Below are 25,525 nucleotides of genomic sequence, written 5' to 3' on the forward strand. Positions count from 1 at the left end.
AGGGCCCTCTACAGTGACTGGACAACATGGTCCGGTCGTCCCCGGGAGGGCGCCGTGAACGAGTGGGACAGGGACGTCGACGTCCTCGTCGTCGGATCGGGGGCGGCGGGGCTGTCGGCGGCCATCACGGCGGTGGACGCGGGACTGCGGACGCTGGTGCTGGAGAGCACCGACAGATGGGGTGGTACGACCAACCTCAGTGGCGGCGGACTGTGGATGCCCACGAACCCGCTCATGGAGGCCCTCGGTGTCCCGGACTCGGTCGATGAGGCTCTGGCATATATGCGGGCCGCGATCGGCGATGCGGGACCGGCAAGCTCTCCGGAACGCAGGCGCGCGTTCGTCGAGACCGTCCCGGAGGTGTTCCGGTTTCTGGAGGGGTACGGCGTCCGGTGGACGGCCGCGAAGGACTATCCCGACTACTACCCCGACCTCCCCGGCGGGAAGACAGGCCGCGGCATCGAGGTGGAGCCGTTCGACACCAAGGTCCTCGGCGACTGGTTCAAGAAGTCGCGCAGCGACGAGAGCCTGCCGCTCATCCCGCTGAAGACCGACGACGTCTGGCTGGTCTCGCGTGCCTGGTCGACGCCGTCCGGTTTCGTCCGGGGAGCACGCCTGGTCTTCAGGACCCTCGGCGGGTTCCTGCGGGGCAAGCGCTTGTACGGCTTGGGTTCCGCCTTGATATCGAGCTTGATGGCCATCGTGCGACGGCAGGGGACCGAGGTTCTGCTCAGCACACCGCTGACCGGGCTTGTCGTGGAGGAGGGCGCCGTGACGGGCGTGGTCGCCTCCCGTCCGGACGGATCCACGTTCCGCGTCCGTGCCGCCGCCGGTGTGGTGCTGGCCGCCGGTGGCTTCGCCAACAATCGGCAGTGGCGCGAGAAGTACCACGGGATTCCGGGGTACAGCTCGGCCGCCGACGGTGACCTCGGCTCCGTGATCGCCCTCGCCGAGGCGATCGGCGCGCAACTCGCGCTGATGGACGACGCGTGGTGGGGAGCCTCGGTGCCCAGCCCTGACGCCGACGGCAAGGCCATGTTCGTACTGGGTGAGCGGTCCTTCCCGTTCAGCCTCGTCGTCGATTCGCAAGGCGATCGGTACACCAACGAGTCCGCCAGTTACGTCGACGTCGGGCACGCCATGCTGGAGCGGAACAAGACCGTGCCCGCGATCCCCTCCTGGCTCATCGTCGAGACCCGCCACCGCCGCCGGTACCTGTTCAACCCCCTTCTGCAGGGCGGGAAGAGACTCCGGGACGCCGGAATTCTCCGCAAGGCCGACACGATCGAAGAGCTCGCGCGCCAACTCGGCATGGAACCCGCCCGGTTGAGTGCCACGATCGACCGGTTCAACACCTTCGCGCGAGAAGGCACCGACCACGACTTCGGCCGCGGACGTACCGCGTACGACCGCTACTACGGCGACCCCCGGGTCAGGCCCAACCCGAATCTCGGCCCGCTTGAGAAGGGGCCGTTCACGGCGGTCCAGATCGTGCCGGGCGATCTCGGCACCAAGGGCGGCCTGCTCACCGACGCCGACGCGCGGGTCCTCGACACGTCGGACCGGCCGATCCCCGGCCTCTACGCCGCGGGCAACACGAGCGCCTCCGTGATGGGCCGCACGTACCCCGGGCCGGGGTCGACCATCGCGCCGGCCGTCGTGTTCGGCTACCGCGCGGCACGACACGCCGGTTCCCGCGACGCCGCGGCCGGCCCGAATGCCCCTGCGAACTGACCGGCCCGGCCGGCAAGCACACCATCCGTCCCCAGAGCGCGACTTGAGGGTGTTCGCTGAGGTGATCGGTACGTCGTGAGGCGGCCCATGAACGCTGAACCCGCTGAGCCGGAAGAGGTAGCCGCGAACGCCGGCACTGCCGTTGCCACAGCACAGGTCACGATGCCGGGTCCCGGCGTCGCGGTTACTGCCCAGGTGGCCAAGGCGGTCGCGGAAGCCCCTGATCCGCGCTCAACAGGATGTACTTCAGATGTGCGACCAGGCCCTTCTCCTGGTCCGCGAACTGATCAGGGAGACGGCTGTGAACCTGGCTGCCTGCCGCTGAACGCCTGCTCGCTCCGAGGGTTTCAGGCAAGCCATGGTCGATGAGTCGCGTGCAAGGATGTCGCCCGTGACCAAATCGTCTTCCTCGCTTGTCGACGAGGGCACGCCTCGCAACGACGGCCTGGGTCCCCGTGCCGCTGCCGTGCTTGTGTTCGGGTCCTCGGCCGCAGTCCTGGTGGTCGAGATCGTCGCTTTGCGGCTGCTGGCTCCCTATCTCGGCCTCACCCTCGAGACGAGCACCATGGTGATCGGCATCGCCCTCTCCGCGATCGCCGTCGGCTCCTGGCTGGGTGGGCGCATCGCCGACCAGGTCGATCCACGTCGGCTCATAGGCCCCTCGCTCGGGGTGTCGGGAGCGGTCGTGGCGCTCACCCCTGCCGTGCTGCGCACCACGGCGGAGTGGGCACCAGCGATGCTCTTGTTGATCGCGGCGCTGACCATCCTCGTGCCGGGCGCGCTGCTCTCCGCGGTGACGCCGATCGTGACCAAGTTGCGTCTTACCAGCCTCGCCGAGACCGGAGCGGTTGTCGGCCGGCTGTCCGGCGTCGGCACCGTCGGCGCCATCGTCGGCACCGTCCTCACCGGCTTCGTCCTCGTATCGCGTTTGCCGGTCAGCGGCATACTGATCGGCCTCGGAACACTTCTGGTGGTCGGCGCGGCCCTGGTTGAATGGCGAACGCGTGGGTGGAGCGGCACCCCTGCCCTCGCGCTCGTGGTCGTTGCCGGCGGCCTCGCCACCACGGTCGCGCCCGGTGGCTGCGACACGGAGACCAAGTACCACTGCGCACGGGTCGTCGCAGACCCCGACCGGGACGGCGGCCGCACACTCGTTCTGGACGGCTTGCGGCACTCCTACGTCGACGTCGACGACCCGACCTTCCTGGAGTTCGAGTATGTGCGCGCCATCGCGTCGGTGGCCGATGCCGCCTTTCCCGAACGTGAGCCGCTTGTTGCCCACCACCTGGGCGGCGGCGGGCTCACCTTTCCCCGTTACCTCGCGGCCACGCGGCCCGGGACGCGCAGCCTTGTGTCCGAGATCGACAGCGGGGTCGTGCGCATCAACCGCGACCAACTCGGTCTGAGATCAGAAGCCGGTATCGACGTACGCGCCGAGGACGGCAGGCTCGGCCTGCGGCGACTGGACGCCGACAGTCGTGACCTCGTCGTCGGCGACGCCTTCGGGGGCGTCAGCGTGCCGTGGCACCTCACTACGGTGGAAGCGATGACTGACGTACGGCGGGTGCTCAACGAGGACGGCCTGTACGTTGCCAACCTCATCGATCACGGTGGTATGGCCTTCGCACGTGCCGAAGCAGCCACCCTCAGCGAGACCTTCGAGCACGTCGCCGTCGTCGGCGAACCCGCCGATATCGGTCTCGACCCGACCGCCACCTCCGAGGGCGGCAATCTGGTGGTGCTCGCCTCCAACCGACCAGTCGACCTAGCCGCGACCCAGGAAGCGCTGGACGCCCGGCAAACCAGCTGGAAGATCGCCACCGGCGACGACCTCACCTCCTGGATCGGCGATGCCCAACTACTCACCGACGACTACGCACCCGTCGACCAGCTCCTCCAGCCCTACAGCCCACGGAGCAGCCAGTGACAGGACACACGTCCAAGCCCTGCCGACGCACCTGAACAAGCTGCCCATCGAGCCAGCCCTCCGGCGCATCGGGTGGGCCCCGTCCGCCGAGGTGACCGGTCTGCGGTACCGCACGCGTGCCCAGACCGGTCACTTCCGCTGTGCGGGATGCGCTGATCAGTGCAGCAGGGCGGTCAAGCGGTACTGGCCGGACAGCAACCGGTACGAGCACACACCGTCCGCGTGGCCGAGGAAACGCACCCCGTCCACGCGCGCCAACGGGGTACGTCCCTCACGGACCGAATCGGCGGAGGCGGCTGGAAGGCGCAGGGTCGCCTCGCTGTTGGCGGGCACGACCGCGTAGTACCCGAGGGTCCGGCGCGCGTCGTCAACATCCCACTCACTTCTGATCTCGCCGTACGGCGACTCATAGGCGCCCGACACCTTGGTGATCCTGCCGGTGGGGTCGATGTGGGGTTGCAGCAGGAAGCGCTTGAAGCCGGGGCTGTCCGGGTCGTGGGCGATGCCGGCCATGTACGCGTACATCCACTCCATGATCGCGCCGTAGGCGTAGTGGTTGAAGGAGTTCATGCTGACCGGGCCGAACCCGTCGTCCTTGGCATACGAGTGTTTCTGGATGGGATCGGCGCCCGGTTCGATCGGGGAGGCGTCGCCACGACTGGACTTGACCGTGACCCGGCCTCCCTCAGTGCTCAGATACTTGGTGATGAAAGCCTGTTTGATGCGTCCGAAGAGCCGCTCGTACGCCTCGGCCTCTGCCGTCCGGCCGATCGCGCGGGCCATCTGCGCCATCAGCCGCGCGGAGTAGCCGTAGTAGACGTCGCTCATGAGCTGGGCGCTGGTCTTCTGCGGCGCCAGCCAGTCACCGGTGAGTGACCCTTGTCCGGCGTAGGTGTCGCCGGTCTGTTGCCGGATCCAGTCCAGGTAGCGGGTCATGGCGGGGCGAGAAAGCGTCCTCGCGGAGGAAGTCCAGCGTGAGCGCGGACTCGGTCACCACCGGAATCATGGCCTTGACCTGCGGGGGCAGTTCGTCCGCCACCGCCCACTGCACATAGCCGAGGTAGCTGCCACCGGTGAGCACGATCGAGTCACCGCACCACGGCTGCTTCACCAGCCAGTCGAGTGTGGCGAGTCCGTCCTCGCGTTCGTGCCGGAACGGGTCGAAGTCGCCTCCGGAGCCGAACGTGCCGCGCGTGCTCTGTACCACCACCTGGAAGCCGCGTTCGGCCAGCGGCGGAGCCGACATCGCCGCCATGGGGCCCCTGCGCCCGTACGGTGTGCGGATCAGGGCGGTGGGCAGCGCGTCGCCGCCCTTCCGCGGCGCCCACCGGTCGGCCAGCAGCACCGTCCCGTCGGGCATCGGCACCCGAATGTCCCGCTGGACGACGACATCCCTGGTGAGCGGAGGCCGCAGACGCAGCAGCCTCGGGACGAGGCGGCTGCCCCATCTGGCCTGCTTCGCCGCCAGCAGTGGGGCGGCCGCTTCCCGCGCGGCCGCAGCACACTCGTCGAGATCGGCCATGGTGTCACTCCCCGCCCTGAAGGTCGGTGGTCGCGATCGGGTCGGGCCCGGTGAGCGTCGAGAGGGTGGCGGGCGGCCCTTGGACGGCGGTGCGCTGCATATGGTGCAGGACGCTGCGGATGCCGCCGAGTTCCTCGCCGCCGCCGGCCCGGCCGGGGCCGCCGTGCACGGCGTGCGGGAGCGGCGATCCGTGGCCCGTCGACTCGGCTGCGTCGGTGCGGTCGAGGAGAAGCAGACGGCCGTGCCAGGGGGCGGCCCCGAGCACGGTCTCGCGGGCGAAGCCGGGATCGTGCGTGACGATCGAGCCGACGAGGCTTCCTTCGCCGCGCGCGGCCAGGGCGACCGCGTGGGCGGGAGTCCCGTCGTACGGAAGGAGGGTGCTGACGGGGCCGAATGCCTCGATCTCGTGCGGTTCGGCCCGGTCGGGGTCGTCACAGCGCAGCAGCAGGGGCGGCAGGAAGGCGCCGCGTTCCCGGTCGGCGTCCACCACCTCGAACCGGTGCGGGTCGCCGTGGACGACACGTGCCGCGGCCGTGAGTTCCTTCAGCGCGCGCAGCACCTCCTCTCGCTGCCCGAGCCCTGCCAGCGGGCCCATGGTGACCGTGGGATCGGCGGGGTTGCCGACGCGTACACCGGCCAGCTCGGCGGACACCGCTTCCTGTACGTCGTCGATGAGGCCGGCGGGGACCAGGGCGCGGCGGATCGCCGTGCACTTCTGCCCGGCCTTGACGGTCATCTCGGTGACCAGGGTCCGCGTGAACAGGTCGAACTCGGGAGTGCCGGGGATCGCGTCAGGTCCCAGGACCGCGCAGTTCAGGGAGTCGGCCTCGGCGTTGAAGCGGACGGCGCGGCCCGCGACGTTCGGGTGGCCGCGCAGGGTGCGGGCGGTCGCGGCGGAGCCGGTGACGCTGAGCAGGTCCTGGCCGGTGAGCGCGTCGAGGATGCCGTCCGGCGGGGCGCAGACCAGCTGCACGGAGCCCTCGGGGAGAATGCCGGACTCGACGATGCGGCGGAACACCAGTTCCGTCAGGTAGGCCGTCTGCCCTGCTGGTTTCACCACGGAGGGCATGCCCGCCAGCAGAGCCGGCGCGAGCTTCTCCAGCATGCCCCACACGGGGAAGTTGAACGCGTTGATCTGTACGGCCGCACCCTGCCGCGGCACATGGACATGACGTATCGCGAAGGTGCCCTGTCTGCCGATCGGTTCCATGTCGCCGTCGGGCAGGAAGCGACCCTCAGGCAGTTCCTTGGCGCCCTTGCTGGCGTAGACGAAGAGCACCCCGATGCCGCCGTCGACGTCGAGTGCGCAGTCGCGGCGGGTGGCGCCGGTACGGGTGGACAGCGTGTGGAACTCGTCCGTGTGCGCCGCCAGGTGCTTGCCCAGTGCCTTCAGCAGACCGGCACGCTGGTGGAACGTCAGGTCGCGGAGAGCAGGGCCGCCCACCTGTCGCGCGTGTCGCAGTACGACCGCGGCGTCGATGCCTTGCCGCGAGATCCGGGCCACCTCGGCGCCCGTCGTCGCGTCCGGCAAGGGGCGGCCCTCGTCGGGCGCGGCGTACCAGTCACCGGCGATGTAGCTGTGCAGTGTCGCGGCCATGAGCGGCCCACCTTTCGTCGGCTTCCGGATACGGCCGGTGCCCGGCCATGTGTCCGGCCCCGCGTCCGAGCCTGTGCGCAGGGCTGCGCCCGGCCCGGACATGGCAGCCACTTCGCTCGTCCTGGTCGGCGGCCCCGCCGTCGACGCGTCGACACTCTACTGATATTTTCCGCAACGACAAGATATTGTGTAAGGAGAGCCGGGGTCCGCGCCGCAGTGCCGGAGCACCTGGATACGCTGATGCCATCCGTGTCGCGCGACGGCGTGGTACATCGGATCGGCCGGCAGCAAGGGAAGTGAAGGACCATGAGCGATGGTGCGTCGCGCGGACCGGGCCGGAGCACACGCGCCGACCGGGCCGCCGGGGGCACACGGCCGGTGGTCAGCAGGCGCCGGGAAGTCGGTGACGTCAGCGCGCGGTCGCTGCTGATGACCATGCTCGGCGAGTACGTACTGCCACAGGGCCGCCCGGTGTGGACCTCGGTGCTGGTGGACGCGTTGGCGATGTTCGGAGTCGAGGAGAAGTCGGCCCGTCAGTCGCTCGCCCGGATCGCGGCGGAGGGCTGGCTGGCCTCGGAGCGGGTGGGCCGCCGGGTGCGCTGGGCGCTCACCCCGCCGGGGCGGCGGCTGCTGACCGAAGGCGCCCAGCGCATCTACGACTTCGGCAGCGGCGAGCGCACCTGGGACGGCACCTGGCTGGTGGTCCTCGTCTCGGTGCCGGAGGCCAAGCGGGACCTGCGCCACCGGGTGCGCACCCAGCTCACCTGGGCCGGCTTCGGCTCCCCGGAGCCCGGGGTCTGGATCACGCCCCACGCCGATCGCGAGGCGGAGGCGCTCGGTGTCCTGAAGGAACTCGGGCTCGCCGACGACGCGATGTCCTTCACCGCCACCTACGGTGCTGTGGGCAGCGAGGCGGCCATGGTGGCCCGCGCCTGGGACCTCAGCGAGGTGGAAGACCGCTACGAGACGTTCATCGACGAGTTCACCGGGCTGCGCCCGGCCGACGGCGACGCCGTCCTGCATGACCAGACCATGCTGGTGCACGAGTGGCGCCGTTTCCCCTTCCTCGACCCGCGGCTTCCGTCGAAGCTGTTGCCGGCGGGCTGGAGCGGCGCCAAGGCGGCCGAACTCTTCCACGACAGGCACGCCGAATGGGGCCCGGTGGCGCTGCGGCGCTGGGAGGAACTGGCCGAGGGACACGGCAAGAGGTGAGATCGCGCGGACGCGCCGTACCGGCGCGCCCGGCTTCACGGTGCGATGCGGTACGGGTCGTCAGGGCGTCCCGGTCCGCAAGGCAGCAGGCGCGGGGCCGCCGCGGTCACGTCTCGCCCCAGTCGTAGAAGCCTCTGCCGGTCTTGCGGCCGAGGTCCCCCGCCGCGACCTTGTCCAGCAGGATCCGGGGCGGTTCGAAGCGGGGGCCGTACGTCTCGGCGAGGTGGCTGGCGATGTCCAGCCGGACATCGAGGCCGACGAGGTCGGTCAGGCGCAGCGGCCCCATCGGGTGGCGGTAGCCCAGCTCCATCGCACGGTCGATGTCCTCGGCCGAGGCCACGCCGTCCTGAAGCATCCGCATGGCCTCCAGGCCGATCGCCACGCCCAGGCGGCTGGTGGCGAACCCGGGTGAGTCGCGGACGACGATGGTCTCCTTGCCGATCAGACCCGCGGCCTCGCGTGCCCGCTTCAGCGTCCGCTCCGCGGTGCGCGTCCCGCGAACGATCTCGACCAACGGCATCGACCACACCGGATTGAAGAAGTGCAGGCCCAGGAAGTCGCCGGGTCGTCGCAGCGGCGCGGCCAGGTCGTCGATGCTCAGCCCGCTGGTGTTGCCGGCCAGCACCAGCGGCCGCCGTTCCTCGGCAGCGGCGAGGACCTGGCCTTTGAGTTCCGGGCGTTCCGGAACCGCCTCGACCACCAGGTCCATTTCTTCCGGCAGTTCGTCGACCGCGCTGACGGTGCGGGCACGGCCGGGCAGTTGGCCGGCCTGCGCGGAGGTGAGCCTTCCCCGCTCGCGCGCCCGGGCCGCCTGGGCCCGGACGGTCTCCAACGCCTTCTCGGCGCGGGCCGGTTCGGGTTCCGCCAGCGTGACCTCGCAGCCACGGGCGGCGAAGACATAGGCGATGCCCACTACCATGGTGCCGGCGCCGATGACACCGACCTGCTGACGTATCGTCATGTCTGCAACTCGGAACCGCCTCACACACCGAGGCCGGGGAAGATCTTGGCCGCGTTGCCGGACAGCACGGCACGCATGGTGTCCCCGGGCAGATCCAGTGCGCGTAGCGCGGCGATATTGCGGGAGGCGCCGGGCACACCCGGCCAGTCGGTGCCGAAGATCCACCGGGTGGCCAGCCTCGGCAGGTCGAACCGGGCGTAGTACTCGGGCAGTTTCCTCGGAGGCAGTCCCGCGAGGTCCAGCCACACATTGGGCCTGGCCAGGGCGAGGAACGCCGCGGTGTCGTACCACCATCCCCGCCCGCCGTGGGCGAAGACGAACTGCACGTCGGGGAAGTCCTCCACGGCGTCCAGCAGGAGCTGCGGGTCGCCGAACCGGGCGCGGGCGCCGGGGAAGCTGGAGGTGCCGGAGTGCACGACGACCGGGACACCGCGTTCGCCGCACAGTGCGTACAGGGGGTACAACTCCTTGTCGGCCGGGTCGAATCCGCCGTGCACGGGGTGCAGTTTGACCGCGACCGCACCCAGGTCCAGCTGGCGCTCTGCCTCCGTCACCACCGGATGGTGCAGATGCGGGTTGACGTTCGCCACCAGGCGGAAGCGGACCGGGTTGTACGCGACGATCGGCAGCAGGTCCTCGATCGGCTGAATCCCGGTGGCACGCGGGCTGTACTCGCAGAACAGGAGCGCACGGTCGACGCCCTCGGCCTCCAGCAGGGCGTCCAGCCGCTCGGGCACGGGATCGCCCCGCTCGTCGTAGGCATCGCGCCACGGATGGGTGCCGGAGAACGTCTCCGCCCACTCGAACCAGGCAGGCTTGAGCGTGGACAGCCTCGGGACGTGGACATGGGCGTCGACCACGGTCTCGCCGTCGATCACTGCGGCTCCTCAGTGTGCTGTTGTGGCGGCGGGTCAGCCGCGCGGGTCGTACGCGGCGACGAGTGCGGTGTCCGAGCCGACCGGGCCGTGGCCTCCGGCGCCGCCCGGTGTGCCGACCGGCTCGTCGCGGCCCGGCAGCGGCTCGGTGAAGAACCGCTTGTTGTCGGCGACGAAGTCCTTCAGCTCCGGCGGCACCCGGCGGTCCTGCGAGATCGCCTGGACCGGGCAGACGGGCTCGCAGTTGCCGCAGTCGATGCACTCCAGCGGGTTGATGTAGAGCTTGCGGTCGCCTTCGTAGATGCAGTCGACGGGGCACTCCTCCATGCAGGAGCGGTCCATGATGTCGATGCAGGGCTCGGCTATGACGTAGGGCATGGGCGTTCGGTCCTCTTCGGTGCTACGCGGCGGCGGGCGCCGCCGTGGGTACGTCGGTGGAGTGGCCGGGAAAGACCGGCTGCTCGGGGTCGATGTGGTGCGCTGCGTTGTTGACGGCGGTCGCGGCCTCCCCGAAGCCGACCGCGATCAGCCGGACCTTGCCGGGGTAGTCGTTGATGTCCCCGGCCGCGTAGATCCCCGGCACGGAGGTCCGCATCGCGGAGTCGACCGGGATGTGCCGCCTGTTCGCGATGTCGATGCCCCAGGCGAGGAGCGGGCCGAGGTTGGCGGTGAAGCCGAGGGCGGCGATGATCCGCCGGCACGGCAGGCGGTGCGTCCGCCCGTCGCGCCGGGTGATCTCCACGGCATCCATGCCGCGCCCGTCGTCGGCGACCTTCGTCAGTTCCGCCTCGGTGATGATCTCCACGCCTGCCGCTCGTACGGCGGCCACCGTGGTGGGGTGCGCGCGGAAACTGTCGCGGCGGTGGACCAGGGTCACGGAGGCGGCCAACGGGTGCAGGGTGAGGGCCCAGTCGAAGGCGCTGTCACCTCCACCGACGATCACGACGTCCTGGCCCGCGTAGTCGTCCGGCCGGCGCACGAAGTACGCCAGCCCCGCCCCCTCGTACGCGGCGGCGGCCGGCAGCGGGCGGGGGGTGAAGGTGCCGATGCCGCCGGTGATGAGCACGGCCCTGGCGCGCACCCGTACGCCCTGTTGGGTAGTCACGGCGAAGCTGCCCTCCGCAGTCCGTTCCAGCGTTTCGGCCCGGTGGCCGAGCAGGTGGTACGGGTCGTACGGTGCCGCCTGCTCCAGGAGCCGGTCGACGAGTTCGCGGCCCCGTACCGCCGGGAAGCCCGCGATGTCGAAGATCTGCTTCTCCGGGTACATGGCGTTGATCTGGCCGCCGGGCTCGGGCAGCGAGTCCATGACGGTGACGGCCAGACCGCGGAAGCCGGCGTAGTAGGCCGCGAACAGGCCCGTCGGGCCGGCTCCCACGATGAGCAGGTCCGTGTCGTGATCCGCGGGGGGCGGGGGCATGTACGTCCTCCTGACGCTGTTGGGTTCGGCTCCTCCCGGGTTTGAGGAGCGGCGTTTCGCGGCGGAGCTGTATTCCCGTGGGGTGCACGGGGTGCGGGCCGGGTTTGTTCGCCCCCGCCGCCCCTACCCGTCCCATCCCCGGGGCGCTGCCCCGGACCCCCGCTGGGGGCTGCGCCCCCAGACCCCCGCTTCGGCCTGAACGGCCTCGTCCTCGAACGCCGGACGGGCTGTTGGTGCGGAGGTTCGCCTTGGGGCGGCAGGGGCGAAAAACCTGCGGCTCAGCCCGACGGGGTCTCTGCCCAGGAGCCGTCGCGCACCATCGCGCGCAGCACATTGCGGCGGATCTTGCCGGTCGGCGTCCGCGGCAGCTCGGGCAGTCCGATCACTCCGCGCGGCCGTTTGAAGGCCGCCAAGCCCTCCCGGCACCAGGCCACCAGCGCCTCAGGATCAACCTCGGCCCCGGGCTTCGCCACCACGCACGCGACCGGCTTGTCCAGCCCGTCCGCGTCGGGCGCGCCGACCACGGCGACCTCGGCCACGTCCGGATGGGCGAGGAGACGCTCCTCCACCTCGGCGGGCGAGACCCAGATGCCGCCGGCCTTGAGCAGGTCGTTGGTGCGGCCCATACAGGTGTAGGTGCCGTCGGCGTTGCGTATGTAGGTGTCGCCGGTCCGTACCCAGTCGCCGAGGAAGACCTGGCGGGTGGTCGCGGCCCGGCACCAGTAGCCGATGGCGGCCGACTCACCGCGGACGTAGAGCTCGCCGGGTGTGCCCTCGCCCTCCACCACGCGGCCCTCGACGTCACGCAGCTCCACCGCGTACCCGGGGACGGGTTCACCGGAGGAGCCCGGGTGGACCCGGCCCGGCCGGTTGGAGATGAAGATGTGCAGCATCTCGGTGGACCCGATGCCGTCGAGCACCTCCACGCCGAACCGCTTCAGCATCCCGTCGTACATCCGCGCGGGCAGTGCCTCTCCGGCCGAGACGCCCAGCCGCACCGTGCCGAAGGCGTCGTCCGGGATGTCGGCGCTCGCGAGCAGGGGCGCGTAGAAGCTGGGCGTGCCGAACAGGACCGTGGCCCGGTCGGTGGCCGCCCGTTTCACGAAGAGCGCGGGCGACGGTCTGGAGGGTTCCAGGAGTGCCGTCCCGCCCGCCGCCAGCGGGAAGAACAGGGAGTTGCCGATGCCGTACGCGAAGAAGAGCTTCGCGACCGACAGGCAGCGGTCCTCGGGCCCGATGCCCAGCACCCGCTGCCCGTAGTTCTCGGCGACCACCTTGATGTCGATGTGCCGGTGCATGGCCGCCTTGGGCATGCCCGTGGTGCCCGAGGTGTACAGCCACAGGGCGGGCGAGTCCGGCCAGGTCGGATACGGCCCGTCGTCCGTGCCGGCGCCGGCGTCCCACAGCCGATCCCAGGTGTGGCCCTCGACGTGCCCCGGGAGTCCCGTGCCGTGGTCCCCGGTCAGAACGGCGTGCTCGACCTCCGGTGCCTGCTGGAGCGCCGACCGGATGACCGGGGCGAACTCGGCGGAGCCCAGCACCACCCGGCAGCGCGAGTCGGCCACCAGCTTGCCCAGCTCGGGAGCGGTGAGCATGGTCGAGGCGGGGACGGCCACGGCGCCGATGTGGAAGGCGGCGAGGATGCCGGTGAAAAGCTCGATGTCGTCCACCATGCACAGCAGGACGCGTTCCTCCGGCCTGACGCCGAGGGCACGCAGCCCGGCAGCCACGGCGCGGACCTCCGCGGACAGTTGCTCGTAGGTCAGCGTCCGACCGGGAGTGACGACGGCCGTGCGGGCGCCGTTGCCCTCCCGCAGGTGCCGGTCGACCAGGTAGTCCGCCGTGTTGAACACCTCAGTCATGTGGCTCACGCACCCTTACACCAGGCGGACGTACTCGTAGTCGAACGGTTTGCCGTTGATGCCGTTGACCGGTGGCGCGACCCATTGGGCGATCTTGCCGCGCTCGTACACCGGCTGCATCAGCGACCGGACGAACGCCAGATCCTCCGTGGTGGGCAGCCAGTGGTGACGGCCGGCCTCCCAGGTCTGCTCGTCGACGATCGTGCCGTCGGGGGTGATGTGGTGGCCGGAGGCGAAGCCGACGTTCCGGTTGAAGCCAGGGTGGGGCAGCCTCAGCCGAAAGTCGATCCCGTGGTCCTCCAGGATCCGGTTCCAGCGGGTGACGCCGTTCTTGCAGTCGGAAATGTACTCGTCGCGCAGGTCCAGGTTGAGGGCGAGCAGCGTGGGGACCTCCTCCTGGGACCAGGTGCCGTCGCCCTCCGGCTTGTCCATGAAGACGCTGTCGTCGGTGAGCCGGTGGTCGTCCTTGCGGCGCTCCTCCTGCCAGCGGCCCTTGAGCCCGGCGGTGTAGTAGTTGGCCGCGTTTGTGGAGGTCTCGCTGCCGAAGAGGTCCAGGGAGACCGTGTAGTGGAAGTTGATGTACTTCTGGATGATGTCGAGCGGGATGCCACCGCAGGCGGCGATGTCCAGGGTGTCGTGCTCGCGGATCAGCTGGGCGCTGCGGGTCACCACGCGGTCGACGCCGGTGGTGCCGACCATCATGTGGTGCGCCTCCTCCTTCAGCATGAACGAGCAGGTCCGTGACAGCGGGTCGAAGGCGCTCTCCTTCAGCGAGCCGAGCTGGTATTTGCCGTCCCGGTCGGTGAAGTACGTGAACATGTAGAACGCCAGCCAGTCGGCGGTCTCCTCGTTGAAGGCGCCCAGGATGCGCGGTGAGTCGGGGCTGCCGGAGTTGCGGTAGAGCAGCGCCTCGGCCTCCTCGCGGCCCTCCCGTCCGAAGTAGGCGTGCAGTAGGTACACCATCGCCCACAGGTGCCGGCCCTCCTCCACGTTGACCTGGAAGAGGTTGCGCAGGTCGTACAGGCTCGGTGCGCTCAGCCCCAGCAGGCGCTGCTGCTCGACGGAGGCCGGCTCGGTGTCGCCCTGGACGACGATCAGCCGCTGCAGATCGGCGCGGTACTCGCCGGGCACCTGCTGCCAGACCGGCTGACCCTTGTGCTCGCCGAAGGCGACACGGCGGTCGGGCGTGGGCTCGGCCAGGAAGATGCCCCACCGGTAGTCGGGCACGTTGACGTGGTCGAAGTGGGCCCAGCCGTCGCGCCCGACCGACACGGCGGTGCGCAGGTAGACGCCCTGGTTCTCCAGTTCCGGGCCCATCTCGCCCCACCAGTTGAGGAACTTGGGCTGCCAGCCCTCCAGCGCCCGCTGCAGTCGGCGGTCGTCGGCGAGTGCGACATTGTTGGGGATCTTGGAGTCGTAGTCGATGTTCGTGGGCATCGGTTCACACTCGCTTCCGGTCGTAGACCGCCTTCTGACCGGTGCCGTAGCGGCGCAGCGCGCCCTCCGGGCCGGCGGCGTTGGGGCGTATGAAGATCCAGTTCTGCCAGGCGGTGAGCCGGCCGAAGATCTTGGTCTCGAGGGTCTCCGGGCCGACGAACCGGTGGTTGGCCTCCATGCCGGTCAGTGCGTCCGGGCTCAGCGCCGCCCTGCCCTCCAGGACGATGCGGATCTCGTCCTCCCAGTCGATGTCGTCGGGTGCGTCGGTGACGAGTCCGAGTTCGCGGGCCTGGGCGGGGCTCAGGGGCTGCCCGGCCTCGCGGCGCAGCCAGTCGAGGTGGTCGTCCTCCTGATAGAAGCGGGACTGGAGGCGGGACAGGCCGTTGCCCATGGGGAAGGTGCCGAAGTTCGCCTCGGAGAGGGTGAGGACCGCCCGGTCGTCGCTGTCCGGGTCCTCGATCGGCGGGCCGTCCAGCATGTACTGCAGATCGCAGGCCAGGGCCAGCTCCAGCAGCAGCCCGGCGAAGCAGCTGCCCGGCTCGATCAGCGCGATGAGACTGCGGCTGGTGACATCGAGCCGCTTCAGGGTGCGCTTGTAGTAGTGCACGATTTCGTTGCCGAGCCAGTCGCCATCGGCGGCGGCGCCCAGCACGGCCCGCTCATGGGCCAGTACGAGATCGGGGTCGCCCTCCGTGCGCAGCACCCAGGTGCCCAGCTCGGTCTCGTTGGTCCGCAGCCGCAGGATCAGGTCGTCGAGCTCGCGGGTGAGGGCCAGCAACCATCCCTCGGCGCCCTGGGTGTGGATCGCGGCGGCGTCGGCGGGGGCGGGCTCCGAGGGTCCCTGTACGGTGACGCGGACCAGGCCGAGCGAGCGGTCGAGCTCGGCGCGCACGTACCGGTAGGCGATGCCGTCGTCGGTGACCTCGCGCTCCAGCGGGGTCAGTTCGATGCCCTGGGCGTCCGTCGGGCGGGTGCTGTGCCCGGCCGCCTCAAGGGCGCGCTGTTCGACGATCGTACGGAAGTCCCGGCGCGGGACGACCTCGTCGACCAGCCGCCAGTCCACCGCCGTCTTGCCGCGTACGCCGTCGCTGCGGGTGGCGAAGAGGTCGGCCAGGTCCTTGCGTACGCGGCGCTTGTCGGTGACCCGGGTCAGGCCGCCGGTGCCCGGCAGTACGCCCAGCAGCGGGACCTCGGGAAGCGCCACCGCCGAGGAGTTGTCGTCGATCAGCAGGATCCGGTCGCAGGCCAGCGCCAGCTCGTAACCGCCGCCCGCACAGGAGCCGTTGACGGCGGCGATGAAGGTGAGCCCCGAGTGCTCCGAGGCGTCCTCCATGCCGTTGCGTGTCTCGTTGGTGAACTTGCAGAAGTTCACCTTCCACTCGTGCGGCGAGGCCGCGAGCATCCGGATGTTCGCGCCCGCGCAGAAGACCTTCTCCTTGGCGCTGGTCACCACCACCGACCGCACCTCGGGATGCTCGAACCGCAGCCGCTGCAGCGCGTCGTACAGCTCGATGTCCACGCCGAGGTCGTAGGAGTTGAGCTTCAGCTCGTAGCCGGGGACCAGGCCGCCCTGTTCGTCGACGTCCAACTCCAGCCACGCGACCGGCCCGTCCGTACGGAGCTTCCAGTGCCGGTACGCGTCCGGACTTCGGTCGAAGGAAACCACCATGACGAGCGCCTCCTCGCGCTAGCGCAGGTACCGATAGACGAATCTTCTACAGAAGACACGCAGCGCGTCAAGGTTCTGTAGAACTATAGCGAGAGGTGGGCCGCCGTATGTCGCGGGCAAGGTAAGTCGGCAGCATCGTCCGTGCTGCCGCTGCCCGCGCAACGGGGTACGGCAGGTGCGCGGCGCAGGGGGCGGGTGAGGTTCCGGTTCGGGCCCTGCAGGCCGCGGAGAGGATGCCGTCGTAGGCCGTCTTCGTGACGGCGTCGGGCGACGTCGGGCGGCGTGAGGGCGCGCGGACGGTGGCCAGGGCGGGCGGGCCCTGGCCACGGTCCGTGCCCCCCGTGCGTCCGCGCCTCCGTGCGTCCGCGCGCCCGGGTCAGCCCACGCCGAGGAGGCTGTGGGCCCGGTGCCGGTCCTGGCGGAAGTCGGCGGTGGAACTCCGGTGCACGATGCGGCCCTTCTGCATCACCGCCACCTCGTCGGCCAGGCGGAACGCCAGGTGCAGGTCCTGCTCCACCAGCACGGCCGCGATTCCCTCGCCGCGCAGTCCCTCCAGTACCTCGGCGATCCGGTCGATGACAGCGGGCGCCAGGCCGTCCGACGGCTCGTCCAGGAGCAGCAGCCGCGGATTCCTCAGCAACGCCCGGCCGATGGCCAGCATCTGCTGCTCCCCGCCGGAGAGCTGATCGCCCCGGTGGGCCCGCCGTTCGGCGAGGCGGGGTATCAACTCGTAGACGCGCTCCGGGGTCCAGGGATCACGTGCGCCTGTAGGCACCTTGCTTGTAGGCACCTTGCCTGTGGGCGCTTTGCCTGTGGGTGCTTTGGCCCCTCGGGCCGCGATGCGCAGGTTCTCGTCGACCGTGAGGGGTGCGAACACGCGGCGGCCCTGGGGCACGATGGCGACGCCGCTGCGGGCCACGGTGTGCGCCGCCGCTCCGGCGAGTTCGCGTCCATCCACGCGGATGCTGCCGGAGTACGGCTTGAGCATGCCCATCACCGTGTGGATGAACGTGGACTTGCCGACGCCGTTGCGGCCGAGCAGCGCCACCACGGTGCCGGCGGGGACGGTGAACTCGACGCCGTCGAGCACGGTGGTGCCCGCGTATCCCGCGCGCAGGCCGCGCACACTGAGCAGGTCGGTCATCGCTCTCCTCCCGCCTCGGCGAACAGGTCCTCGGTCCTGGCCGAACCGAGATAGGCCCGCTGCACCGCTTCGTCGGCACGGATCGCCTCCGGCGGTCCGGAGGCGAGAACCTTGCCCAGATGCAGCACGGTGACCCGTTCGGCCAGCCGGAACACCACATCCAGGTCGTGCTCGACGATGAGCACGGTCAGGCGCTCGGGGAGCCTCTCCATCAAGGCCACGAAGCGTTCGGTCTCGGCGGCGGACATCCCCGCGGTGGGCTCGTCGAACATCACCAGCGCGGGTTCCGTGGCGAGCACCATCGCGACTTCGAGCTGTCGCCGTTCGCCGTGCGACAGAGCGGCCGCCATGTCCTGCGCACGCCCCAACAGCCCGACCGAGTCCAGGTGGCGGCGTGCCTCGGTATCGATGTGCCGGAAGCGCCGGGCCGCCCGGTCGCACCGGTGGGCCACCCGGTGGACGCGCTGCACCGCGAGCGCGACGTTGTCCAGCACGGAGCAGTCGAGAAACAGGCTGGAGTGCTGGTAGGTGCGCACCATGCCGCGCCGGGCCCGCTCCCCCTCCGGCAGCGACGTGACGTCCTGACCGGACAGCAGGACGCTCCCGCCTGAGGCACGGAGGGTCCCGGCCACGGTCGCGAACAGGGTCGACTTACCGGCGCCGTTGGGCCCGATGAGCGCGTGCCGCTCGCCCGGGGCGAGTGCCAGATCCACAGAGTCGACAGCGGTGAGGGAGCCGTAGGAGCGGGTCAGCCCCCGCAGTTCGAGCAGAGGGGTCACGCGTTGAGGGGTCACGAGGCGTTCTCCTTCCGGAGACGGGCGCCACGAGCAGCGATGAGGCCCCGGAGGCGGGCGCCGGTGAGGCCCGCGAGGCCGCGTGGCATCAGGAAGACGACGGCGATGAACACCGCGCCCAGCACCAGCGGGCCGTGCCCGCCGATCGACGCGGAGAGGTTGTCGCGCACGAGCAGCACCAGTGCCGCGCCCAGGCAGGGCCCCCACAGGCTGCCCGGCCCTCCGATGACGACGCTGAGCAGAGCCAGCGCCGCGACCTCGAACCCCATGTCCCCGGGCGAGAAGAACCGGGCCTGCTGCGCCCACAGGGCGCCGCCCGCGCCGGCGACCGCCCCCGCCAGGCAGAAGACGCCGTACCGGGCGAGTGCCGGGCGGTAGCCGAGCGCCCTCATCCGGGCCTCGTTGTCACGGATGCCCCGCAGTGTCCGGCCGTAGGGGGAACGGACGACCAGCGCGACCGCCGCGAACACGGCGACCGCCACGGCCAGTACCCACCAGTGGACGAACCCGGCGGCCAGCAGCGGCGGCCCGCCGAACAGGGTGATCGGGGGCATCCCGGCCAGGCCGTTGCTGGCGCCGACGGCCTGCCAGGTGTCGGCCACCTGGTGCACCGACTCGCCGATCGCCAGGGTGAGCATGAGGAACACGATGCCGCTGGCACGTACGGCGACCCATCCCGTGACCGCGGCCGCCACCAGGCCCATGACCAGGCCCGCCAGCGTCTGCACCAGCGCGTCCGACGTGATGTGGATGCCGATGAGCACCGCCGTGTAGGCGCCGGCACCGAAGTACGCGGCCTGCCCCAGCGCGGGCAGTCCGGTGACCCCGGTGAGCAGGTCGACGCTGAGGACCAGCACCGCGAACGCCAGCATCCGGCTCATGGCCGACACCGGATAGGGGGCGAGCACCACTGGGGCCGCCGCCAGCAACGCGACGACCGCTACGGCGACCACGGCCCGTCGGCGTCCCGGGCCCTTCGCACTGTCACCGGTTCCGCTTTCGTGTCCACCGCTTCGGCGCTCGCTGCCGCTGCCGCTATCGCAGGCGCTGTCGCCGTCGAGCGGTTCGCTTACGGGGGTCGTGCCCGATGGCACGTGCGTGCCACCGCGCATCGCCTTCACCGCCTTGATGTTCATGCATGCACCGCCGTCCGCGCCGGGAGCAGACCCGTGGGCCGCAGCAGAAGCACCAGGGCCATCGCCGCGAAGACGAGGAACGACGCGTACTGGGGCAGCAGGGCGGTGCCGAGCGCCTGCACCTGCCCGATCAGTACGGCGCCGAGCAGCGCTCCGCGCACCGAGCCCAGACCCCCGATCACGACCACGACCAGCGCGAGCAGCAGCACCTTCTCGTCCAGGCCGGGCTGCGCCCCGAGGATCGGACCGGCCAGGACCCCGCCGACCGCGGCCAGCGCCGCCCCCGCGGCGAAGACCCCGACCAGCACCCGGCCGGTGTTGACGCCGAGTGCCGCCACCATGGCGCGGTCGGCGACGGTCGCGCGGATGAGCGAGCCCAGCGGGCTGCGCTCCACCAGGAAGTAGACGGCCACCGCCAGCACGATGCCGAACCCGATCACGAGCAACCGGTAGACCGGGTACGTCTCGCCGAGCACCGTGACGCCGCCGCCGACCGGCTCGGGAGCGGCGATGGAGTGCACGTCGGTGCCGAAGGCCAGCGTCAGCACTTCACCGACCACCAGGGCCACGCCGAGCGTGAGCAGGGCCTGGTCGAGATGGTGCGCGGTGGCCCGCGTCAAGGCGGCCAGCAGTCCCCCGAGTACGGCTCCGGCCACCGCGGCGGCCAGTACGGCGAGGACGAAGGCCGCGACCCCCGCGCCGTCGGCGACCAGCGCCACCGCGACGTAGGCGCCGACCAGGTAGACCGCGCCATGGGCCAGATTCAGCACGTCCATCATGCCGAACACCAGGGACAGCCCCAGCGCGATGGCGAAGAGCAGGGAGCCCATCGCCAGCCCGTTGAGGACGCTCACCAGATAGGTAGCCATCCCGGCGCCTCAGTCCAGCTCGCGGACGACCGCGTTGACGGCCGGTCCCTCGTCGGCACGGACCTCGCGCAGGTAGAACTGCTGCTGTGGGTTGTGGTCGGCGTCGAACTTCCATGCGCCCCGGGGGCTGTCGATCGAGCCGACTCCGCCCAGTGCCTTCACCAGGTCCTCACCGCTGTCGCCGCTCGCCTTGGCCAGCGCCTTGTCGAGGACGGCGGCGGCGTCGTAGGCCTGCACCGCGTAGGCCGTCGGCGGCTTTCCCGACTTCTGTCGGTAGGCGTCCACGAACTCCTTGTTGCGCGCGGACTTCAGTTCCGTCGAGTAGTGCAACGAGGTCTTCACCCCGGCCGCGGCCTTGCCCTGGGCGGCGAGCACCCCGCCCTCGGTGAGGAAGCCGGTGCCGTACAGCGGTGTCTTGTCGGCGAGACCGAACTGCTTGTACTGCTTCACGAAGTTCACCGCCTCGGCGCCGGCGTAGAAGGCGAAGACGGCATCGGCGCCGGACTTGCGGATCGCCGACAGATAGGGCTGGAAGTCCTGGGTCTTGCCGAACGGGGTGTACTTCTCGCCCGCGACCTTGCCGCCGGCCGCCTCGAAGCTCTTGCGGAACCCCGCGACCATCTCCTTCCCTGCGGCGTAGTCGGCGGCCATGAGGTAGACGCTGCCCTTGGCCTCCTCGGCGACGGCCGGCCCCAGGGCGCCGGACACCCCGCCGTTGCTGAAACTCGTCCGCCACACGTAGTCGGACTTGCGGGCTCCGGTGATGGCGTCGGCTCCGGCGTTGGCGATCAGCAGCGGCTTCTTGGACTCGTGGAAGAAGTCGCGCAGCCCCAGCGCGGTGGCCGAGTTGACCACTCCGGCGACCGCGGTGACCTGGTCCTGGGTGACGAGCTTCTGGGCGGCGGGCACGCCGGTCTGCGGCCCCTCGCCCTCGTCGGCCGTCACGAGATCGACATCGTGCCCGCCGAGCTTGCCGTCGTGCTGGTCGAGGTAGAGCTCGAAGCCGGCCTTCATGTCCTCGCCGACGGGCGCGTAGACCCCCGACAGCGGCACCAGCAGCCCGATCTTGACGTCGCCGCCGGACCGGCCCCCTCCGGGTTCGGCGGTGTCGGACTCGCCGAGGCTCGACCCGCAGCCCGACAGCACCAGGGCACCCAGCGCGAGTCCCGCGATCGTTCTGGACAGAGAGAAGACTGAGACAACACCCATGGCAGCTCCTGAGGTGGGCCTGGGGTGGGAAGGTGGGCTCAGAATCTACAAGTCTTTGGCGTAACGTCAATAGTCTGTAATAGATGAGTCTGGCATTGGTCGTGTCAGCCGTTCTCCGTGCCCAGAGGGATCGTCGGGTACAGCTCGGGCTCCTGCTCGGGCGTCAGGGCCGTGGGGCCGTAGATCCAGTCGGTGAAGGTGTAGTCATAGGGGTCGCGGGAGCGCAGCAACGTGTTGCGTCGTAGTCGCTTGATGCCGTCGTGGTGCCAGAGCTCCCCCCACGCGCGTGCGGTGGTGACCACGCGGCGGCAGTGCTCGGGGCGTACGGCCTCATAGGCGGCGAGGGCCGCCTCCCAGTCGACACCGGACGTGCGCTCGGACCGCGCCGCCCGCTGGGCGCCGACATGCTCGGCCAGCACCCAGCCGTCCTCGATGGCCATGACGGCGCCCTGGGCCATGTACTGCAGCGGGGGGTGGGCGGCGTCGCCGAGCAGGGCGATCCGGCCGGTGACCCAGTTCGTGATCGGGTCGCGGTCGAACATGCGCCACCAGCGGTCGCGCCACATCAGCGGCAGACCCTTCTGGATCTGGGCGCACATGCCGTCGAAGGCCCGGTCGAGTTCGTCCGGAGTGCCCCAGTCCGCCGCGCCGGCCAGCGCCTTCGGCGACTCGAAGACGGCGACCTGGTTGACCATCCGGCCGCCACGCAGCGGGTACTGCACGAAGTGGCAGCGCGGGCCGACGTACACCACGACGTCTTTCTCGTGCACGCCGTTGCCGCGTACGTGGTCGAAGGGGATCGCGGCGCGGTAGGCGACGTACGCGGAGTTGACCGGATCGTCGTGGACGAGGAGCGTGCGCGCGACCGAGTGCAGGCCGTCGGCGGCGATGACGACCTCGGCCTCGTCGGTCCTGCCGTCGGCGAACCTGACGCGCGCCCCGCCCCCGGTGTTCTCGTACGCCACACAGTGGGAGCTGGTCACCAGGTCGACGCCCGCCCGCCCACAGGCGCGCAGGAAGATGCCGTGCAGGTCGCTGCGGTGGATCACCATGTACGGGAAGCCGTAACGGTGTTGAAGGTCCGTCAGGTCCAGGCGGGTCAGTTCGCCGGCGTCGACGGCGTCCTTCATGACCATGTGCTCGGGCCGCACGCCGAGCGAGGTGGCCTCGTCGAGGAGCCCGCAGTCGTCCAGGATGCGCGTGCAGTTGGGCGCGATCTGGAGGCCGGCGCCGACCTCGCCGAACTCCGCGGCCCGCTCGTACACGCGCACTCGCAGCCCTGTGCGGGTGAGAGCCAGCGCCGCCGAGAGGCCGCCGATCCCGCCGCCGATCACGAGGACGTCCGGGCGGTTCGGGCGGTTCGGGCGGTTCGTGTCCACGGTGCTCATGGCCTTCTCCTCGGTGACTCCTCGGCGGTCGCAGCCGTCACAGCCACGGCGCGAGGGGCTCGGCGAGGGCACCGTCGGAGGTCGTCACGCCCGTGAAGGGACGGCCGGCGAGATACGCCGTGACTTCCGCGGGGCTGCCGTGCACGGCGGGCACGCCGTCCCTGCCGCGCTTGGCGAGAATGTCGTCGCGCAGCTCGGCGAGGAACTCCTTGGGCAGGTCGGCGAAGCGCACCCCCGTGCCGAGGTCGACGGCGTGCACCATGACCTCCCTGCCGCGCATCCACGGGGTCTCGCTCGCCGGCACGGTCCGCCCCTGGGCGGTGACGACCTCCGCCTTCCACTGTTGTTCGGTCAGTGCGGCCATCGACTCGGCCAAGGTCTGCGCGGACTGCTCGAACCACGCGGTGAGCCGGTCGCCGGGCAGAGCGGCGCCCGACTCGATCACCGCGCCGCGCTGCTCCGGCGAGCTGTACATCGGTGTGGGCTCACCGGTGCGCGCCCAGTGCAGGAGGTTCCCGATGGCCTCCGCGTTGCCGGCGAGATGGGCGACGACATGCCCCCGGGTCCAGCCGGGGAGCAGCGAGGGCGCGCCGTAGGAGGTCGCGTCGAGGCCGTCGATGGCCAGGCGGCACAGCGCGGTGCCCTCGACGACCCAGGCGAGCGTCGTGCGGAGGTCTCTCATCGCGCCGCCTCCGCGACCACATGGTTCTCCAGTCGCCCCAGGCCCGCGATCTCGGTGACCACGAGGTCGCCCGCCTGCAGGAAGACGGGGGGCTTGCGGGCGTGGCCGACGCCGCCGGGGGTGCCGGTGGCGATGATGTCGCCGGGGTTGAGCCGCACCATCGTGGAGACGTAGCGGACCAGGTCGACGGGGTCGAAGAGCAGGTCGCCGGTGTTGTCCTGCTGCATCACGCGGCCGTTGACCTCACAGCGGATGTCGAGCGCCGGGCGTGGGCCGCCGATCTCGTCGGCCGTGACGAGGCAGGGGCCGACCGGCGTGGTGGAGTCCCAGTTCTTGCCCTGCAGCCACTCGCGCGTACGGAACTGCCAGTCGCGACAGGTGACGTCGTTGAGCACCGTGAAGCCCGCGATGGCCGCCTTGGCCGCCGCCTCGTCCGCACGCCGGACCTGTCGCCCGATGACGACGGCCAGCTCGGCCTCCCAGTCGAACGCGTCGGTCTCGGCGGGGCGCTGTATGGCGTCGTGGGCACCGATGAGCGTGTCGGCGAACTTGCAGAACAGGGTGGGGTATTCGGGCAGGTCGCGCCCCATCTCCTTGATGTGGTTCTGGTAGTTCAGGCCGACGCAGACCACCTTGCTGGGGCGCGGGACGAGCGTGGCGAATTCCGCGCCGGTGGCGGGGTACCGGGGACCGTCGGCGGTCTCCGCGGCCGTGAGACCGCCGGCCGAGGCGAGGACGGCGCCCACGTCGGGCAGGCCGAGGTCGACCAGGAAGTCCCCCTCGACGCGGACCGCTGTGGTGCGGTCACCGGGTTCACCGGGTTCACCGGGTTCACCGAGACGGATGGTGGCGAGCTTCACGCGTGCTTCTCCTCGACGTGGGCGACGTGGGTGACATGGGTGCGGAACAGGTTGAGCTTGGTGAGGATCGGCGCGTCGCTGAACTGGAACAGGTCGAGTGCTCCGGAGTCGGAGTCGGACGGGGACGCCTCGGACCGGATCGACAGCGGCATCCATGAAGGGACGACGAAGAGGTCGCCGCGCTGGACCGACCAGGAGACCTCGCCGACGGTCACCCGGCCGGAACCGTCGAACACCTGGTAGACCGAGGACCCCGTCTCGCGGCGGGGAGCGGTCTCCGCACCGCTTCGGACGCGGTGGAACTGCGCCCGGATGGTCGGCAGGACGTCGTCGGCGGTGGTGGGGTTGGTGTAGCGCACCAGCGCGTGACCGGGCTCCACGGTGCCGGGGTGCCCCTCTCGCTCCAGCTCCAGCTGGTCGGTCAGGGCGGCGTCGGTGTCCTCCCAGCGGTAGCGCAGCAGCGGAGTGCCCTGGCGGGACTCGAACTGCGAGACCGGGACCAGCCCCGGGTGCCCCCAGAGCCGCTCCGCGCGGGAGCGGGCGGGCGCCTGGTGCTCCTCCTCGGACAGCTCGTCACGCCCGAAGTCGAAGAACTGCCCCTCGACGTCGTACTGGAAGGGGATGTCGAGGCCGTCGATCCAGGCCATCGGCTCGTCGGCCGCGTTGTGGTGCGCGTGCCAGTTCAGGCCCGCCTGCGGCAGGAAGTCACCGCGGCGCATGGGCACCGGGTCGCGCTCCACGACGGTCCACACGCCCTCCCCTTCGACGACGAACCGGAAGGCGTTCTGGGTGTGCCGGTGCTCGGGCGCGTCCTCGCCGGGCATCAGGTACTGGATGGCGGCCCACAGTGTCGGGGTGGCGTACGGCCTGCCGCCCAGGCTCGGGTTGGCCAGCGCTATCGCGCGCCGCTCGCCGCCGCGGCCCACCGGCACGAGGTCGCCGGCCCGGCCGGCCAGGTCCAGCAGCGTCTTCCACTCCCACCGGTGCGGCCGCGCCTTGGACCGGGGGTGCTCGGGCATCAGGTCGCCGATCCGGGTCCACAGCGGCACCAGCAGGGCGCTCTCGAAGCCCCGGTAGAGGTCCTCGAGCTCGGGGGTCACCGGCGGCTGGTCGGGCCGGTCCTCGGCGGTCAGCTTGACGGGGGAGACGACGTGCGGGTCGTGGTCGGTCATACGGGAACCGTGCGCCGTACGGATCGCTCGGGAACAGTAGATTCTGCACAGCGGAACA

At 70.7% G+C, this 25,525-nt stretch carries 22 protein-coding genes and 1 pseudogene; 4 read left to right on the forward strand and 19 right to left on the reverse strand.

The window, feature by feature from the left end:
• The first annotated feature begins 54 nt into the window (after nt 1-54).
• Nucleotides 55-1,734 (forward strand): FAD-dependent oxidoreductase, encoded by a 1,680-nt coding sequence (locus FGD71_RS33240; protein ID WP_205571171.1) that lies wholly within the window; start codon nt 55-57, stop codon nt 1,732-1,734.
• 382 nt (nt 1,735-2,116) lie between these two features.
• Complete coding sequence (locus FGD71_RS33245) at nt 2,117-3,661, forward strand: fused MFS/spermidine synthase (RefSeq protein WP_119104282.1); 1,545 nt, start codon at nt 2,117-2,119, stop codon at nt 3,659-3,661.
• Nucleotides 3,662-3,817: 156 nt separating this feature from the next.
• Here FGD71_RS33245 and FGD71_RS33250 read toward each other — a convergent pair.
• The 3 genes and pseudogenes from FGD71_RS33250 to paaZ all read right to left on the reverse strand — a co-directional run.
• A pseudogene (locus FGD71_RS33250) lies at nt 3,818-4,603 on the reverse strand (alpha-L-rhamnosidase-related protein); the annotation flags it as partial.
• A complete protein-coding gene (locus FGD71_RS33255) occupies nt 4,524-5,183 on the reverse strand; it encodes a CocE/NonD family hydrolase (protein WP_119104283.1) in 660 nt (219 codons plus the stop codon). The pseudogene FGD71_RS33250 and the gene FGD71_RS33255, both read right to left, overlap by 80 nt.
• Before the next feature lie 4 nt (nt 5,184-5,187).
• Nucleotides 5,188-6,780 carry a phenylacetic acid degradation bifunctional protein PaaZ gene (gene paaZ / locus FGD71_RS33260; protein ID WP_119104284.1) on the reverse strand — a complete coding sequence of 531 codons (1,593 nt, stop codon included), beginning with the start codon at nt 6,778-6,780 and terminating at the stop codon, nt 5,188-5,190.
• Between paaZ and FGD71_RS47630 the strand changes: the two genes are divergently transcribed.
• Nucleotides 6,779-6,943 (forward strand): hypothetical protein, encoded by a 165-nt coding sequence (locus tag FGD71_RS47630; protein WP_162931297.1) that lies wholly within the window; start codon nt 6,779-6,781, stop codon nt 6,941-6,943. The two genes, paaZ and FGD71_RS47630, sit on opposite strands and share 2 nt — an antisense overlap.
• 143 nt (nt 6,944-7,086) lie before the next feature.
• On the forward strand, nt 7,087-7,992 hold the full coding sequence (locus tag FGD71_RS33265; protein WP_119104285.1) for a PaaX family transcriptional regulator: 906 nt from the start codon (nt 7,087-7,089) through the stop codon (nt 7,990-7,992).
• Nucleotides 7,993-8,098: 106 nt separating this feature from the next.
• Here FGD71_RS33265 and FGD71_RS33270 read toward each other — a convergent pair whose 3' ends face one another.
• From FGD71_RS33270 to FGD71_RS33345, 16 genes are all read right to left on the reverse strand, one after another.
• Nucleotides 8,099-8,953, reverse strand: coding sequence for a 3-hydroxyacyl-CoA dehydrogenase family protein (locus FGD71_RS33270; RefSeq protein ID WP_119104286.1), 855 nt, complete (start codon nt 8,951-8,953; stop codon nt 8,099-8,101).
• Between the two features lie 20 nt (nt 8,954-8,973).
• Nucleotides 8,974-9,831 (reverse strand): amidohydrolase family protein, encoded by an 858-nt coding sequence (locus FGD71_RS33275; protein WP_119104287.1) that lies wholly within the window; start codon nt 9,829-9,831, stop codon nt 8,974-8,976.
• 33 nt (nt 9,832-9,864) lie between these two features.
• Nucleotides 9,865-10,206, reverse strand: a complete 342-nt coding sequence (gene fdxA / locus FGD71_RS33280; protein ID WP_119104288.1) for a ferredoxin — start codon at nt 10,204-10,206, stop codon at nt 9,865-9,867.
• 22 nt (nt 10,207-10,228) lie between these two features.
• On the reverse strand, nt 10,229-11,245 hold the full coding sequence (locus tag FGD71_RS33285; protein ID WP_119104289.1) for an NAD(P)/FAD-dependent oxidoreductase: 1,017 nt from the start codon (nt 11,243-11,245) through the stop codon (nt 10,229-10,231).
• A 278-nt stretch (nt 11,246-11,523) separates the two neighbouring features.
• On the reverse strand, nt 11,524-13,107 hold the full coding sequence (locus FGD71_RS33290; RefSeq protein WP_119104290.1) for a benzoate-CoA ligase family protein: 1,584 nt from the start codon (nt 13,105-13,107) through the stop codon (nt 11,524-11,526).
• A 15-nt stretch (nt 13,108-13,122) separates the two neighbouring features.
• Nucleotides 13,123-14,544 carry a benzoyl-CoA 2,3-epoxidase subunit BoxB gene (gene boxB, locus FGD71_RS33295; RefSeq protein ID WP_119104291.1) on the reverse strand — a complete coding sequence of 474 codons (1,422 nt, stop codon included), beginning with the start codon at nt 14,542-14,544 and terminating at the stop codon, nt 13,123-13,125.
• Between the two features lie 4 nt (nt 14,545-14,548).
• Nucleotides 14,549-16,213, reverse strand: coding sequence for a 2,3-epoxybenzoyl-CoA dihydrolase (gene boxC / locus FGD71_RS33300; protein ID WP_119104292.1), 1,665 nt, complete (start codon nt 16,211-16,213; stop codon nt 14,549-14,551).
• A gap of 376 nt (nt 16,214-16,589) precedes the next feature.
• Nucleotides 16,590-17,357 carry an ABC transporter ATP-binding protein gene (locus tag FGD71_RS33305; protein WP_119104293.1) on the reverse strand — a complete coding sequence of 256 codons (768 nt, stop codon included), beginning with the start codon at nt 17,355-17,357 and terminating at the stop codon, nt 16,590-16,592.
• Nucleotides 17,354-18,151 (reverse strand): ABC transporter ATP-binding protein, encoded by a 798-nt coding sequence (locus tag FGD71_RS33310; RefSeq protein ID WP_205571172.1) that lies wholly within the window; start codon nt 18,149-18,151, stop codon nt 17,354-17,356. Before FGD71_RS33310 ends, FGD71_RS33305 begins: the two co-directional genes overlap by 4 nt.
• Nucleotides 18,148-19,287, reverse strand: a complete 1,140-nt coding sequence (locus tag FGD71_RS33315) for a branched-chain amino acid ABC transporter permease (protein ID WP_119104294.1) — start codon at nt 19,285-19,287, stop codon at nt 18,148-18,150. The genes FGD71_RS33310 and FGD71_RS33315 overlap by 4 nt, the downstream gene beginning before the upstream one ends.
• Nucleotides 19,284-20,156, reverse strand: a complete 873-nt coding sequence (locus FGD71_RS33320; protein ID WP_119104295.1) for a branched-chain amino acid ABC transporter permease — start codon at nt 20,154-20,156, stop codon at nt 19,284-19,286. Before FGD71_RS33320 ends, FGD71_RS33315 begins: the two co-directional genes overlap by 4 nt.
• A 9-nt stretch (nt 20,157-20,165) precedes the next feature.
• Nucleotides 20,166-21,365: an ABC transporter substrate-binding protein gene (locus tag FGD71_RS33325; protein WP_119104296.1), complete on the reverse strand. Its 1,200-nt coding sequence runs from the start codon at nt 21,363-21,365 to the stop codon at nt 20,166-20,168.
• 104 nt (nt 21,366-21,469) lie between these two features.
• Complete coding sequence (locus tag FGD71_RS33330; RefSeq protein WP_119104297.1) at nt 21,470-22,753, reverse strand: FAD-dependent monooxygenase; 1,284 nt, start codon at nt 22,751-22,753, stop codon at nt 21,470-21,472.
• A gap of 37 nt (nt 22,754-22,790) precedes the next feature.
• Nucleotides 22,791-23,435 (reverse strand): maleylpyruvate isomerase family mycothiol-dependent enzyme, encoded by a 645-nt coding sequence (locus tag FGD71_RS33335; protein ID WP_119104298.1) that lies wholly within the window; start codon nt 23,433-23,435, stop codon nt 22,791-22,793.
• On the reverse strand, nt 23,432-24,295 hold the full coding sequence (locus FGD71_RS33340; RefSeq protein ID WP_240436884.1) for a fumarylacetoacetate hydrolase family protein: 864 nt from the start codon (nt 24,293-24,295) through the stop codon (nt 23,432-23,434). The genes FGD71_RS33335 and FGD71_RS33340 overlap by 4 nt, the downstream gene beginning before the upstream one ends.
• Nucleotides 24,292-25,467 carry a cupin domain-containing protein gene (locus tag FGD71_RS33345; RefSeq protein ID WP_119104299.1) on the reverse strand — a complete coding sequence of 392 codons (1,176 nt, stop codon included), beginning with the start codon at nt 25,465-25,467 and terminating at the stop codon, nt 24,292-24,294. Before FGD71_RS33345 ends, FGD71_RS33340 begins: the two co-directional genes overlap by 4 nt.
• Between the last annotated feature and the right edge of the window lie 58 nt (nt 25,468-25,525).

The sequence above is a fragment of the Streptomyces sporangiiformans genome, assembly GCF_005768555.2.
In the GTDB taxonomy this organism is placed as follows: Bacteria; Actinomycetota; Actinomycetes; order Streptomycetales; family Streptomycetaceae; genus Streptomyces; species Streptomyces sporangiiformans.

Excerpts from the sequence above, each read along its gene's own strand:
- FGD71_RS33255 (WP_119104283.1), bottom strand. The coding sequence starts at position 5,183 with ATGGCCGATCTCGACGAGTGTGCTGCGGCCGCGCGGGAAGCGGCCGCC.
- FGD71_RS33335 (WP_119104298.1), bottom strand. The coding sequence starts at position 23,435 with ATGAGAGACCTCCGCACGACGCTCGCCTGGGTCGTCGAGGGCACCGCG.
- FGD71_RS33330 (WP_119104297.1), bottom strand. The coding sequence starts at position 22,753 with ATGAGCACCGTGGACACGAACCGCCCGAACCGCCCGAACCGCCCGGAC.
- FGD71_RS33345 (WP_119104299.1), bottom strand. The coding sequence starts at position 25,467 with ATGACCGACCACGACCCGCACGTCGTCTCCCCCGTCAAGCTGACCGCC.
- FGD71_RS33325 (WP_119104296.1), bottom strand. The coding sequence starts at position 21,365 with ATGGGTGTTGTCTCAGTCTTCTCTCTGTCCAGAACGATCGCGGGACTC.
- fdxA (WP_119104288.1), bottom strand. The coding sequence starts at position 10,206 with ATGCCCTACGTCATAGCCGAGCCCTGCATCGACATCATGGACCGCTCC.
- FGD71_RS33265 (WP_119104285.1), top strand. The coding sequence starts at position 7,087 with ATGAGCGATGGTGCGTCGCGCGGACCGGGCCGGAGCACACGCGCCGAC.
- FGD71_RS33290 (WP_119104290.1), bottom strand. The coding sequence starts at position 13,107 with ATGACTGAGGTGTTCAACACGGCGGACTACCTGGTCGACCGGCACCTG.
- FGD71_RS33285 (WP_119104289.1), bottom strand. The coding sequence starts at position 11,245 with ATGCCCCCGCCCCCCGCGGATCACGACACGGACCTGCTCATCGTGGGA.
- paaZ (WP_119104284.1), bottom strand. The coding sequence starts at position 6,780 with ATGGCCGCGACACTGCACAGCTACATCGCCGGTGACTGGTACGCCGCG.
- boxC (WP_119104292.1), bottom strand. The coding sequence starts at position 16,213 with ATGGTGGTTTCCTTCGACCGAAGTCCGGACGCGTACCGGCACTGGAAG.
- boxB (WP_119104291.1), bottom strand. The coding sequence starts at position 14,544 with ATGCCCACGAACATCGACTACGACTCCAAGATCCCCAACAATGTCGCA.
- FGD71_RS33305 (WP_119104293.1), bottom strand. The coding sequence starts at position 17,357 with ATGACCGACCTGCTCAGTGTGCGCGGCCTGCGCGCGGGATACGCGGGC.
- FGD71_RS33245 (WP_119104282.1), top strand. The coding sequence starts at position 2,117 with ATGTCGCCCGTGACCAAATCGTCTTCCTCGCTTGTCGACGAGGGCACG.
- FGD71_RS33270 (WP_119104286.1), bottom strand. The coding sequence starts at position 8,953 with ATGACGATACGTCAGCAGGTCGGTGTCATCGGCGCCGGCACCATGGTA.
- FGD71_RS33320 (WP_119104295.1), bottom strand. The coding sequence starts at position 20,156 with ATGGCTACCTATCTGGTGAGCGTCCTCAACGGGCTGGCGATGGGCTCC.
- FGD71_RS47630 (WP_162931297.1), top strand. The coding sequence starts at position 6,779 with ATGAGCGGCCCACCTTTCGTCGGCTTCCGGATACGGCCGGTGCCCGGC.
- FGD71_RS33315 (WP_119104294.1), bottom strand. The coding sequence starts at position 19,287 with ATGAACATCAAGGCGGTGAAGGCGATGCGCGGTGGCACGCACGTGCCA.